At 28.3% G+C, this 12,649-nt stretch carries 10 protein-coding genes, 4 tRNA genes, 1 pseudogene, 1 riboswitch and 1 other annotated feature; of the genes and pseudogenes, 9 read left to right on the forward strand and 6 right to left on the reverse strand.

Annotated features, from left to right (window positions below; translation table 11 throughout):
* Nucleotides 1-20: 20 nt before the first annotated feature.
* Complete coding sequence (locus CP523_RS09420; RefSeq protein WP_176712696.1) at nt 21-509, reverse strand: cupin domain-containing protein; 489 nt, start codon at nt 507-509, stop codon at nt 21-23.
* A gap of 175 nt (nt 510-684) precedes the next feature.
* On the opposite strand from CP523_RS09420, the gene CP523_RS09425 reads away from it, so the two are divergent.
* Nucleotides 685-1,518 (forward strand): HAD family hydrolase, encoded by an 834-nt coding sequence (locus tag CP523_RS09425; RefSeq protein ID WP_120140807.1) that lies wholly within the window; start codon nt 685-687, stop codon nt 1,516-1,518.
* Between the two features lie 26 nt (nt 1,519-1,544).
* Here the strand turns inward: CP523_RS09425 and CP523_RS09430 are convergent, their stop codons facing one another.
* Nucleotides 1,545-2,228, reverse strand: coding sequence for a L,D-transpeptidase family protein (locus CP523_RS09430; protein WP_066678042.1), 684 nt, complete (start codon nt 2,226-2,228; stop codon nt 1,545-1,547).
* Between the two features lie 180 nt (nt 2,229-2,408).
* On the opposite strand from CP523_RS09430, the gene CP523_RS09435 reads away from it, so the two are divergent.
* The gene (locus tag CP523_RS09435; protein WP_066678044.1) at nt 2,409-3,047 is read left to right on the forward strand and encodes a lactate utilization protein; all 639 of its coding nucleotides are present in this window, start codon (nt 2,409-2,411) and stop codon (nt 3,045-3,047) included.
* Nucleotides 3,048-3,173: 126 nt separating this feature from the next.
* A pseudogene (locus CP523_RS09440) lies at nt 3,174-4,514 on the forward strand (IS1182 family transposase); the annotation flags it as partial.
* Between the two features lie 147 nt (nt 4,515-4,661).
* On the opposite strand, the gene CP523_RS09445 reads toward CP523_RS09440, so the two are convergent.
* A tRNA-Met gene (locus CP523_RS09445) sits at nt 4,662-4,737 on the reverse strand.
* 15 nt (nt 4,738-4,752) lie between these two features.
* A tRNA-Met gene (locus CP523_RS09450) sits at nt 4,753-4,828 on the reverse strand.
* Nucleotides 4,829-5,162: 334 nt separating this feature from the next.
* Between CP523_RS09450 and CP523_RS09455 the strand changes: the two genes are divergently transcribed.
* From CP523_RS09455 to CP523_RS09470, 4 genes are all read left to right on the forward strand, one after another.
* Nucleotides 5,163-5,726 (forward strand): 5-formyltetrahydrofolate cyclo-ligase, encoded by a 564-nt coding sequence (locus tag CP523_RS09455; protein WP_066678046.1) that lies wholly within the window; start codon nt 5,163-5,165, stop codon nt 5,724-5,726.
* 67 nt (nt 5,727-5,793) lie between these two features.
* A riboswitch (SAM riboswitch) is annotated at nt 5,794-5,890 on the forward strand.
* Between the two features lie 210 nt (nt 5,891-6,100).
* Entirely contained in the window at nt 6,101-8,548 is a 2,448-nt protein-coding gene (locus tag CP523_RS09460; protein ID WP_066678051.1) for an MGH1-like glycoside hydrolase domain-containing protein, read from the forward strand.
* Between the two features lie 127 nt (nt 8,549-8,675).
* Entirely contained in the window at nt 8,676-9,053 is a 378-nt protein-coding gene (locus CP523_RS09465; RefSeq protein WP_066679241.1) for a metalloregulator ArsR/SmtB family transcription factor, read from the forward strand.
* A 2-nt stretch (nt 9,054-9,055) separates the two neighbouring features.
* Nucleotides 9,056-9,427 (forward strand): NifB/NifX family molybdenum-iron cluster-binding protein, encoded by a 372-nt coding sequence (locus CP523_RS09470; protein ID WP_066679243.1) that lies wholly within the window; start codon nt 9,056-9,058, stop codon nt 9,425-9,427.
* Nucleotides 9,428-9,519: 92 nt separating this feature from the next.
* On the opposite strand, the gene thrS is transcribed toward CP523_RS09470, so the two are convergent.
* Nucleotides 9,520-11,457 carry a threonine--tRNA ligase gene (gene thrS, locus CP523_RS09475; protein ID WP_066679247.1) on the reverse strand — a complete coding sequence of 646 codons (1,938 nt, stop codon included), beginning with the start codon at nt 11,455-11,457 and terminating at the stop codon, nt 9,520-9,522.
* Between the two features lie 103 nt (nt 11,458-11,560).
* Nucleotides 11,561-11,772 (reverse strand) — a binding site (T-box leader).
* A gap of 124 nt (nt 11,773-11,896) precedes the next feature.
* On the opposite strand from thrS, the gene CP523_RS09480 reads away from it, so the two are divergent.
* Nucleotides 11,897-11,980, forward strand: a tRNA-Leu gene (locus CP523_RS09480).
* 15 nt (nt 11,981-11,995) lie between these two features.
* A tRNA-Gly gene (locus CP523_RS09485) sits at nt 11,996-12,070 on the forward strand.
* Nucleotides 12,071-12,175: 105 nt separating this feature from the next.
* Here CP523_RS09485 and CP523_RS09490 read toward each other — a convergent pair.
* Nucleotides 12,176-12,586: a hypothetical protein gene (locus tag CP523_RS09490; RefSeq protein ID WP_066679249.1), complete on the reverse strand. Its 411-nt coding sequence runs from the start codon at nt 12,584-12,586 to the stop codon at nt 12,176-12,178.
* Nucleotides 12,587-12,649 lie beyond the last annotated feature (63 nt).

Consider the following 12,649-nt stretch of genomic DNA (forward strand, 5'->3'; position numbering starts at 1 on the left):
TTTGTTAACAGCCTTAAATTTTAATTTCTAGTAAGTTTAACTATTATATCTTCGTGTTCAGGATATTTTTCTAATAGATCATTTCTTTCAAATAATTCAAAGTCTTTAAAGTCAAATCCAGGTGAAACCATACAACCAACAAGTGAAAAACCTTCATTATTCATTGCAGAACCAAAGATATAATTTTTAGGAACTAATACTTGGGGTGATTCACCTTTATCTATATTAAGTCCTAAATTTTTAGTAATAAGTTCACCATTTGGTGAAATCATATAAATTGTTAATGAAGAGCCGGCATGATAATACCACATTTCATCTGAAGTTAGTCTATGAAAATTAGAAACTTCACCAGTTTCTAAAAGAAAATAAATACTACTCCATAAACATCTATATTCATTAGAATTTTGATTAATACTTTCAGTGGATAGAAAAGATTCTTTAAAATAGCCACCCTCAACATGGGGAATTAAGCCTAATTTTTTTATATAATATTTAGCAGATTCCATAATACTCTCCTTAATATAATATTTTTATTTATGATTAAAGTATATTATACTAGAGTATACATAAATAAAACTAGTATAAAATTATATGAGTTAATTAGATTTTAAAAACTTAAAATAGTAACAATAAAAAATATTTAAATATATAATAAATTAAAACTATAGAAGAAGAGGATATAAGATGGATTTATATGTTTCAGATTTAGATGGTACACTATTAAATAGTGATAAAGAAATAAGTAATTTTTCTAAAGATAAACTAAATAGACTAATAAACAAAGGACTTCAGTTTACTGTAGCTACAGCAAGGACACCCGCCACAGCAGTAGATATTTTAAAAGGAATACATATTACGTTACCAGTTGCAATGATGAATGGTGTGTTAATATACGATATAAATGAAAATAAATATATTGATATTAAAAAAATTAAGGACTCATCAGTTATAAAGGTATTAGATATTTTTAAGGAACATAAGAAAAATTGCTTTGTTTATGCAATAAAAGATAATCATTTATGGGTGTACCATAAGGATTTTACCTGTAGTATGGAAGAAAATTTTTATGATGAAAGATGTAATAAGCCTTTAAAAACCTTTATTAAGGTAGCGGATTATTATAAGGCAAGTGAAGGATCAGAAATTATAAATTTTATAATTTTTGATAAATTAGAAATTGTTAAGCCTATATATGATAAACTTAAAATCATAGAAGGAATTACTGTAGATTATTATAGAGATATTTATGGAGATGGATATTTCTTAGAAGCATATAGTTCAGAAGCTTCTAAGGCAAATGCAATAAATTTACTATCCAATTATGTAGATTCAGATAGACTTATAACTTTTGGTGATAATGTTAATGATATTCCAATGTTTAAAATTTCTGATGAATGTTATGCAACAGAAAATGCAACAGAAAGTTTAAAGAAAATAGCAACAGCGGTAATAAGTAGTAATAATGATGATGGAGTAGCAAAGTTTATTTTAGAAAAAAATAAAAGATTCTTTAAATAGAAAAGGAGTGCGAAAGCACTCTTTTTCTATTCAAATTTCCATAAACCAATTGAATCTAAAAATTCACCATCTATTTCTTTTGTTTCTGACAAATGATGTTCTGACCTATATTGAAGCACAGCATTTTCTAGTGAAAGTTCATAAATGCCATTAACATCATAAGGAAAGTAGCCAAGAGCTTTAAGTTTCACTTGAACTAAATAAACATCTGTACCTTTATCATTAGGTTTTATAACTCTATTATATTGAGAAAATCTCCAATTTGGTCCTCCACTAATGACTACTGAAGTTCCATATTCAACTAAATTAAATAATTCTTTAACGTTGTGATTATACATTCTAATACATCCACCAGAAGCCATAGTACCAATAGAATCAGGTCTATTTGTTCCATGAATTCCAAAAGTATCCCATGGTGCATTTAATCCCATCCAATACCCTCCATAAGCATCTTTCATAAGGGCTTTGCTTGTTATTTGCCATGTTCCTATAGGAGAGGGTGTTTTAGGTTTTCCAACTGCCACAGGATATGTTTTAACAATTTTTTTAGTTTGTTTATCAATTAGGTTCAAGGTAAAAGAGTTAACATCAATATAAATAATATATTTCGGTTCAGTATTATTTTCTAATGAATTAGCATTAATGAAATTTGATGGTAAAAATATGAATAATATTAATGTTAAAATTAAGAAATTAAATTTTTTCTTCATAAGCCCACCTATTATATAATTATATATACTTATAATTGGGCAAAGGAAAAAAAATTATTCAAAAGTATTTAATTATTTGAAAATTATTAACTAATTTTAAAAACCGGTTTACTAACTTGAAAGAAATATGTTAATATTATAATAACAATAATGATTTTTAGGAAAAGGGGTAATTTTAAAATGGACAAGGTTAAAAAGTGGAAACTTGAATGCGATGGAAAGAAGTTAGTAGATATATTAAATGAAAGAAAATATAATGCTATATATGTAGATAATGTAATGGAGGCAAAAGAAAAGGTTTTAGAATTAGTTCCAGAAGGATCAAGTATTGCATTAGGTGGATCGGTAACTTTAAATGAAATGGATTTAGTTAATACTATAAGAAATGGAAATTATAAATTTTATGATAGATATCAAGATCTACCTTTTGTAGAAATTGTAGAAATTATGAGACAATCAATGGTAGCTGATTATTTAATAACTAGTACTAATGCAGTAACAGAAGCTGGAGAACTTGTTAATATGGATTGTTCAGGTAATAGAGCAGCAGGTATGATATTTGGACCTAAAAAGGTAATAGTAGTTATTGGTGCAAATAAGATGGTTAAAGATATGGATGAAGCATTAGCTAGAATAAAAAAGGTTGCTATAATGAACGCAAAAAGAATAAATCATAAGACTCCATGTGCTGAAAGTGGAATATGTGAGGATTGTTTTGTAAAGGGAAGAGTATGTAACTATTTATCAGTAGTAAATAATGGAGCAAAATTCCCAGGTAGATTTACTGTAATAGTAGTAGGGGATGAAGTAGGATATTAATATAAAAAGAACTATACATTTTGTATAGTTCTTCAGACTGCTGACAAAGTGTCAGCAGTCTTTAATTTTATACAAATATGTAATATAATTTAAAATATATTAATTTATTACATAGGGGTTTTGGTGATGATAAACGAAAGAAGACAAGCGCAAAATGAAATGGAAGTGGTTATGCTAGAACAATTAGTTCCGAAAGACCATTTATTAAGAAAAATTGATAAATACATAGATTTTTCATTTATTAGAGAGTTAACTAATGATTTGTATTGCCATACAAATGGTCGACCAGCTGTTGATCCAGTAGTACTATTTAAAATGTTATTTATAGGATATCTTTATGGCATCCGCTCCGAAAGGCAACTAGTTAAAGACATAGAAGTAAACTTAGCATATAGATGGTTTTTAGGTTATTCAATTACTGAAAAAATTCCAGATTCATCTACAATAAGTCAAAATAGAATTAGAAGATTTAAAGGTACTGATATTCCACAAAAAATATTTGATAATATAGTTCTTCAAGCTATGGAAAAAGGATTAGTTGGTGGTAAGATTCTTTACTCTGATTCAACACATATAAAAGCTAATGCTAATAAGCGTAAGTTTGAAAAAATTGAAGTACAAGTAACACCTAAAGAGTATATAGAACAACTAGATATTGATGTGAATTTAGATAGAGAAAATCATAATAAAAAACCTTTAAAACCAAGAAAAGAAAAAGAAGAAACAAAGCAAATTAAGAAAAGTACTACAGATCCTGATAGTGGATATATGATGAGAGATAATAAACCAGAAGGATTCTTTTATTTAGATCATAGAACTGTAGATAGTAAAAATAATATTATTATGGATGTACATGTTACCCCTGGTAATGTCAGCGATAGCGAGCCAATACTAAATAGAATAGATAGAATTAAAGAAGTATTTAGTATAAAGCCAAAATATCTTGGTTTAGATGCAGGATATTCAAGTAATCCTATTTTCAAGGGGATTGTAGATAGAGATATAACACCAGTAGTTGCATATAGACGTTCTCCTCATAAAAAAGGAATGTATACTAAGAATAAATATATTTATGACTATGATAAAGATATCTATATTTGCCCCAATAATGTTGCGTTAATATATAAAACTACGACTCGCGAAGGCTATAGAGAATATAGATGTTTTGAAGAAATTTGTATGTATTGCCCTCATAAAGATAAGTGTCTTGGAGAAAAAGCTAAATATAAAACAATTAGACGACATGTTTGGGAAAATCATAAAGATGATAATAAGAACTTTCTTAAAACTGAAAAAGGAAAGGGAATTTACAATAGAAGAAAAGAAACAGTTGAGCGAAGCTTCGCAGATTCAAAAAATTTGCATGGGCTTCGCTATGCTCGCTTCCGCGGACGCGAAAAAGTATCCGAGCAATGCCTACTAACTGCAGCAGTGCAGAATATGAAAAAGATAGCAACAAGACTATCTTTGCTACTTTTAGATTTTATTCGTATTATTTTGGATGATATTTTAAATATAAGTTTTATTCATAATTAATAATAGAAAAACCCTCTGTTTTTTAACAGAGGTTTTTCAACAAACTGAAGAACTATACATTTTGTATAGTTCTTTTTTTGGTTGCGGGAGCAGGACTTGAACCTACGACCTTCGGGTTATGAGCCCGACGAGCTGCCAACTGCTCCATCCCGCGGCATTATGGGAAATATGGTTGCGGGGGCAGGACTTGAACCTACGACCTTTGGGTTATGAGCCCAACGAGCTGCCAACTGCTCCACCCCGCGATATATATTAATTATAGTATTCTCTAAGTATAGTATTAATATTCTATTAAGTCAATGATATATAAGAAAAATATATTTAAATATATTTTTCTTATATGACATATATTTAATATATTATATATATGTCATATATATTGATAATTATACAAGCTAAAAGTTATACTAAATTAAGATAAATAGAATAAAAATTAAGATATCTATAAATTTCATATGATAAAATATTATTAGAGTGAAATTATATGAATATAACGTAAATTGATTTTGGTGAAATATAAATTTATATTAATAATAAAGTAGGTATGACGAATTCATTTATATAAAGAGGTGTTAATGGATGAAGAAAAAAGAATTAAGAAATAGAGTACTGGAATTTAGAAATGATTTAAGTAAGGAAGAAAAATGTAAAAAAGATAATAAAATATTAAGGGCACTTTTAGATAGTGAATTATATAAGAATAGTAATAATATTTTTGTATATATAAATTATGGTAGTGAGATAAATACAAAAGAATTTATAAATATAGCTATAAAAGATAGAAAGAAAATATTTGTTCCTAAAATAATTAAAGAAATTAAGGAAATGAAGGCAGTTCAGATTACTTCTTTAAATAATCTTATGGAAGATAATTATGGAATATTAGAACCAAATTCATTTGAAGGAAGTATAGAAAAAGATAAATTAGATTTAATAATAGTTCCAGGAGTAGTATTTGATCTTAAAGGAAATCGTATAGGATATGGAGGAGGATACTATGATAGATATTTATCTGAAATAAAATTAAATAGTAATAGAGTTGCTTTAGCCTATGAACTTCAAATAAAGAATTCTATAGATGTTGACGAATATGATATTAATGTAAATTATATTATTACAGAAGATAGAATAATTAATATGTAATGGTAAAAATAGTTAAAAGAATTATAGTATAGTGTATAATGAAAATATAATTTAATTGGGAATTAGACTTTTATTAAGAATTGTGGAGGGACTGGCCCTAAGAAATCTAGCAACCTACTGTATATGTGTGGTGCTAAATCTTGTAAATATTTGAGAAATAAAACTTTTAAGATAGCACCTTATTGTAGGGTGCTATTTTAATGACAAAATAATAAAATTAGAGAATTTTACGTAGTTCATTAATAGAATAAATTAAATGAAATCTTAACATACTAAAAAATGTACTGAGAAAATAAGTAAAGTGGTGGTGGATTTTAACATTTACTATGTGACTTATTATTAGTAATACAACTTTGAAAAGGAGAAATGTTAAGATGGCTATAAAAAATATACAAAAAATAGTAGCGACAGCTATTGTAACAACAGCATTATTTGGTAACTTTAGTTTTGTTAATGTACTAGCAGAAGATAAAAGAGCTCAAATAGCAGATTTTAAAAATGTACTTGATGTAACTGGAAGTCCCCAAATTGATCTAAATGATGATTATTCAACCAATGTTGATAATCCTTTTTCTGATATGGGGGCATGGCATGCTTATTACTTGCCTAAGTCAGGGGATACTAATTTATATGGAGGTTTTACAGGTCCGTTAATAGTAGGAGAAGAATATCCTATAAATATGTCTGATAGTATTAGTAAAATTAAAATAATAGATGCTAATACAAATGCACCATATGATCTAACATCAGCTAAAACTTCTTTTGATTTTTATCCAGGAAAATTAGTTCAAAAATATGAATTAACAGATTTAACTCTTAACTTAGATTTAATATTTGCAACAAATAGAACTGCATTAGTAAGAACTGAAATAGTTAATAATACTGATAAAGAACTTAACTTAAAGCTTGAATGGACTGGTAATATATTTAATAAATCACCTTATGCATTAAAGAAAGATGATGAAGGAAATAAAGTCTATGATTTAAATCAAACATTAGAGGCGAATAGTGAAGGCGTTCAAGTGAATTTTTCAAATATAAGATCAACTTGGTCCTTCTTCTCAAATGATCAAACTAAATTTGTAGTAAAGTATGAGGGGAATACTAGTACAACAGTAGATGAAAATACATATAAAACTATTTTAAATGATGTAGTTAAGATACCAAGTAAACAAAATTTTAAAACATATACTGCAGAAAGTTACACTTTTACAAGTGATGAGTTAAATAAAGAAAAAGATAAAGTAAAAGATATTTTTACAGATACAGATAAGCAATTTGCAGATAACGAAACTCGTTGGCAAGGATATATAAATCAAACATTTAAGGATGAAACAAAAACAACAGACGAAAAATATAAAAATGCAGCAGTAAAATCAATGATTACTTTAATGACTAACTGGAGAAGTGCAGCAGGGGCTCTTAAGCATGATGGAGTAATCCCATCACTATCATATAAATGGTTTGTTGGATTTTGGGCATGGGATTCATGGAAACAAGCAGTTGCAACAGCACAATTTGATGGTGAACTAGCTAAAAATAATATAAAAGCACTATTTGATTATCAAATACAAAAAGGGGATTCAATAAGACCTGAAGATGAAGGAGCTATAATTGATGCTATATTTTACAATCAAGATGAAGCAAGAGGCGGTGAAGGCGGAAATTGGAATGAAAGAAATTCAAAGCCTGCTTTAGCAGCTTGGTCAGTCTGGAATGTATATAAATCTACGGGAGATAAAGAATTTTTAAATGAGATGTATCCTAAATTAGTAGCATATCATGAGTGGTGGTATAGAAATAGAGACCATGATAAGAATGGCGTAGTTGAATATGGAGGAATGGTACATGACTTAAATAATAGCGATGAAGAAAGAATATTAGCTGCGGCATGGGAAAGTGGAATGGATAATGCTACTAGATTCGATGAAGAAGGTTATGGAGAAGGTGATATAGGTGTTAAAGTCTTTGAAAATAAAGATAAAGATGGAAAACTAGTTGGATATTCTATTAATCAAGAATCAGTTGATTTAAATGCATATCTTTATGCAGAAAAAGGATTTCTAAAATCAATGGCAGATGAGTTAGGAAAAGATAAAGACTCTAAAAAATATGAAAAGGAAGCTAAAGATCTTAAAGATTATGTAAGTAAAAATATGTATGATAAAGAAACCGGATTCTTCTATGATTTACAAATAAACGATAATGGTAGTGAAAAGAAGCTTCTTGTAAATAGAGGAAAGGGAACTGAAGGTTGGATACCTCTATGGGCTAAGATGGCAACAAAAGAAGAAGCTGAAGGTGTTAGAAAAGCTATGATGGATCCTGAAATGTTTAATACCTTTGTTCCATTACCAACAGCTTCAAAAGATAACCCTAAGTTTGATCCTAATAAATATTGGAGAGGACCTGTTTGGTTAGATCAGGCTCTATATGGTGTAGAAGCTCTTCAAAATTATGGTTATTATGATGATGCATTAACTTTATCCAAGAAATTATTTGATAATGCAGAAGGGTTAATTAGTGATGGACCTATAAGAGAAAATTATAATCCAGAAACAGGAGAAGGATTACATACTAAGAATTTTAGCTGGTCAGCCTCAGCTTATTATATAATGTATAAAGATACTTTAACAAATGATAAAACAACTTCACAAATAGGATTTGATAAGTTATCTGAATCTGATAAAGACTCATCTGTAGAAAAGGCAGAAAAATCAACAGGTGTAACTATAGCAATTGGAGTAATAGTAATAATAGCTATAGGTGGTGGGGTTATATATTATAAAAAGAAAAATGATAATAACAATAAAGAAAATTAGAATGAAGATAATTAAGTCTATTTTTGTAGACTTAATTATTTTTTTTATTTATAAATATACTTGTTAAATTTAATTAAGAGTATTATAATTTAATTAAGCAAATACTTAATTAAAACAGGGGATAAGTATGAAAGAAAAAGTTAAAGTTTTTAAAGCAGTTGGAGATGAAACAAGAATAAAAATATTAGTATTGTTATCTAAAAAAAATATATGTGCAAAAGGTATTGCAAGACATTTAAATATATCAGAAGCGGCAGTTTCTCAACATATAAAGATATTAAAAGATGTTAATTTGATAACAGGATATAAAAAGGGCTATTATGTTATTTATGACTTAAATAAAAGTGTTTTAGAAGATGCTATAGATTTTATGAGCTTATTAATAAATGATGATATAAGCTCAATTAATAATAAATTAAATATTAATGATTTTAACATTTTAAAATGTAAAAATAATTGCAAATCTAAGAAGGTTTGTTGTAAAAATTTATTAGAGGAGGATTAGATATGAGAATTTGTTTCCCAGTTAAATCAAATGAAGGAATGGAGAGTGTACCATACGGACACTTTGGATCAGCTCCACTATTTGTAATATGTGATTTAGAAAAAGATGAAGTTTCAACTGTAGATAATGGAGATTTAGAACATGAGCATGGAAAATGTCAACCTATAAAAGCATTATCAGGAGAAGTTGTAGATGCTGTAATAGTAGGAGGAATTGGTCAAGGAGCTATAGCTAAGTTAAATTCTTTAGGAATTAAAGTTTACAGAGCTGTAGAAGGAACTATAGCAGATAATATAAAAGCATTTAATGATGATAAATTACATGAGTTTTCAATGAATCATACATGTAATCATCATGGATGTTCTCATCACTAAGGTATAATATTTAATTATATTATATATTTTAAATTTACAATATAGAAATAGTCACTTACTTTTAGTAAGTGACTATTTTATTTAAATAGATTTTATTTTTCTTTATTAGCAATTTCTAATATTAATCTATTTTTTAATTCAGAAGTAGGTATAGCTCCTTCTTCACCATTTTTTCTGCTTCTTACAGCAACTTCATTATTAGCAGCTTCTTTTTCACCAACAACTAAAATATAAGGTATTCTTTCAAGTCTAGCTTCTCTAATCTTATATCCGATTTTTTCAGCTCTATAATCTCCTGAAATTCTTATTCCTGAATTTTTGAAATCTTTAACTATTGATTCAGCATAATCGTTATACTTATCTGATATTGGAAGAACTATAGCTTGAGTTGGAGCTAACCAAGTAGGGAATGCACCAGCATATTTTTCTATAAGCATTGCTAAAGTTCTTTCATAACATCCGATTGATGATCTATGAATAACATAAGGACGTTTTTTATTACCATCTTTATCTATATAAGTCATATCAAATCTTTCTGCAAGAGCAAAGTCGATTTGAATAGTTATTATTGTATCTTCTTTTCCATGAACATTTTTAAATTGGATATCTAATTTAGGTCCATAGAAAGCAGCTTCACCATCAGCTTCTATATAGTCTATATTAAGATGATCTAATATACCTTTCATTAATACTTGAGTTTCTTCCCAAGCTTTAGGATTGTTTATATACTTTTCAGTATTATTTGGATCCCATTTAGAGAATCTATAAGATATATCTCCATCTATTCCTAAAGTGCTCATTATATGATTAATTAATTCAACACAACCTTTAAATTCTTGCTCGATTTGTTCAGGTGTGCAAACTATATGACCATCAGCTAAAGTAAATTGTCTAACACGAATTAATCCATGCATTTCTCCAGAAGACTCATTTCTATAAAGAGTAGATGTTTCAGCATATCTTATAGGTAGATCTCTGTAGCTATGTTGATCTGAGTTATAAATAGCAAACTGGAATGGACAAGTCATAGGTCTTAAGGCCATAACTTCATCATCATTTTCTTCGTCGCCTAAAACAAACATTCCATCTTTATAGTGATCCCAGTGACCTGAAACTTTAAATAAATCATTTTTTGACATTGAAGGAGTTTTAGTTAGTACATAACCTCTTTTATCCTCTTCATCTTCAACCCATCTTTGTAGAGTTTGAATTATTTTAGCTCCCTTAGGCATTATTAAAGGAAGTCCTTGCCCAACATTTTCATCAGTTGTGAATATTCCAAGTTCTCTTCCAAGTTTATTATGGTCTCTTTTCTTAGCTTCTTCTAAAGCTTCTAAATAAGCATCTAAATCAGATTTCTTTAAGAAAGCAGTTCCATAAACTCTTGAAAGCATTTTATTCTTTTCGTCACCCTTCCAATAAGCTCCTGCACTTCTTATAAGTTTAATTGCTTTAACAGACTTTAATGACATTATATGAGGACCAGCACATAAATCAGTAAAGTCACCAATTTTATAGAATGAAATAACTTCATCTTTTCCCAAATCATTAATTAATTCAATTTTATAAGGCTCATTAGCTTCTTCCATAAGCTTTAAAGCTTCAGTTCTTGAAAGTTCAAATCTTTCTATTGGAGGATTTTCTTTTATTATTTTTCTCATTTCATCTTCAATTTTAACTAAATCCTCAGAAGTGAAAGATTTTTCTAAGTCAAAATCATAATAGAATCCATTATCTATTGAAGGGCCTATTGCTAACTTAGCATTAGGGAATAGTCTTTTAACTGCATAAGCTAATACATGAGAAATGCTATGTCTTAAAGCAGCTTTACCTTCTTTAGAGTCAAAAGTGCAAATAGCAAGATCAGAGTCTTTATTAACTATGTAACGTAAATCTACAACTTCTCCATTAACTATTCCACAACAAGCATTTCTAGCTAAACCTTCACTAATGGATTTAGCTATATCAAGAACTGAAACTCCAGCTTCAAATTCTTTAACTGAAGCATCTTTTAAAGTAATTTTAATCATAATAGTTTTCTCCTCTCAAAACGTAATTTATTATAAACAAAATAATAATTTAATAAATAAAAAAAGCTCTCATCACAATTTCTACATAAATAATAATATATAGAAAAGGGACGAGAGCAAAAACTTCCCGCGGTTCCACCCTTAATTACCTAATAAAATAGGCCACTTAAGTAATTATCGTAACGTGATAAAACGGACTTTATTAGAGTCACTCAGAGGTGGTTTTCAACTAAGTTCATATAAGAATACTTACACCAAGTGTATTCTCTCTCTGGAAATGAAGGATTAGTTTACTCTTCTCTTCAACGTATTTTTTTATTATTTGCTATTAATTATAATGATATAAAATATTAATGTCAACATATAAATAAAAGGATAATTAGTTAATTTCCATCTTGATTTTCTTTTATGTATTTTATATAATTAATATATAAGATAAGCAGATGTGGCGAAATTGGCAGACGCACTAGACTTAGGATCTAGCGCCATTGGCGTGGGGGTTCGACTCCCTTCATCTGCACCAAATTATATATAATTTGCGGAAGTGACTCAACGGTAGAGTGTCACCTTGCCAAGGTGAAAGTTGCGGGTTCGAATCCCGTCTTCCGCTCCAAAAAAGTAACACAATTAATTGTGTTACTTTTTTTGTTGTAATAAATTTTTAAAATAATGAAAAGTGGTAATTAAAGTCTCTCTATATTGAATAATAAGCTAATTTTTAGCTAATATTAATATTATTAAATAAACGTTCAAGTTCAAGTTCATCTAACATAGAATGGAAATAAAGTTTTCCACCCATAAGGTTTTTAATAATTTCATCTTTAAGATAACCTTCTTTATATAGCTTAAGATTTTTAATTAATCTTTTAAGAGAGCAACTAGGTAATCTTAAGATTTCTAGAAGTTCTTTTGCATTATAGTGATCTTTTGGAAGAAGCTTGTACAGTTTATCCTGTAATTCGAGTTTGTACTTTAAATCAGTTTCAATGCAATTATGAGGACCATTTTTTCCTCTGTGATGAAGGTTACAAAGATATTTATAATTTAAATCAAAATCGTATCCACCTTCATGTTTGTGGACTATATGATGAATATCTGCTGGTGCGCCGCAAATTTCACAGTGGTACAAAGCAAAGCCTCCTTTTATACTATCCTTATATAAATTATAAGGGAAAAATAGTTGAATTTCAAA

Origin of the sequence: Clostridium septicum (assembly GCF_003606265.1) — a bacterium.
GTDB classification, from domain to species: domain Bacteria; phylum Bacillota; class Clostridia; order Clostridiales; family Clostridiaceae; genus Clostridium; species Clostridium septicum.

What these genes read in the sequence shown, in the direction of transcription:
- CP523_RS09470 (WP_066679243.1), top strand. Translation starts at nt 9,056, where the DNA reads ATGAGAATTTGTTTCCCAGTTAAATCAAATGAAGGAATGGAGAGTGTA.
- CP523_RS09435 (WP_066678044.1), top strand. Translation starts at nt 2,409, where the DNA reads ATGGACAAGGTTAAAAAGTGGAAACTTGAATGCGATGGAAAGAAGTTA.
- thrS (WP_066679247.1), bottom strand. Translation starts at nt 11,457, where the DNA reads ATGATTAAAATTACTTTAAAAGATGCTTCAGTTAAAGAATTTGAAGCT.
- CP523_RS09425 (WP_120140807.1), top strand. Translation starts at nt 685, where the DNA reads ATGGATTTATATGTTTCAGATTTAGATGGTACACTATTAAATAGTGAT.
- CP523_RS09430 (WP_066678042.1), bottom strand. Translation starts at nt 2,228, where the DNA reads ATGAAGAAAAAATTTAATTTCTTAATTTTAACATTAATATTATTCATA.
- CP523_RS09465 (WP_066679241.1), top strand. Translation starts at nt 8,676, where the DNA reads ATGAAAGAAAAAGTTAAAGTTTTTAAAGCAGTTGGAGATGAAACAAGA.
- CP523_RS09460 (WP_066678051.1), top strand. Translation starts at nt 6,101, where the DNA reads ATGGCTATAAAAAATATACAAAAAATAGTAGCGACAGCTATTGTAACA.
- CP523_RS09455 (WP_066678046.1), top strand. Translation starts at nt 5,163, where the DNA reads ATGAAGAAAAAAGAATTAAGAAATAGAGTACTGGAATTTAGAAATGAT.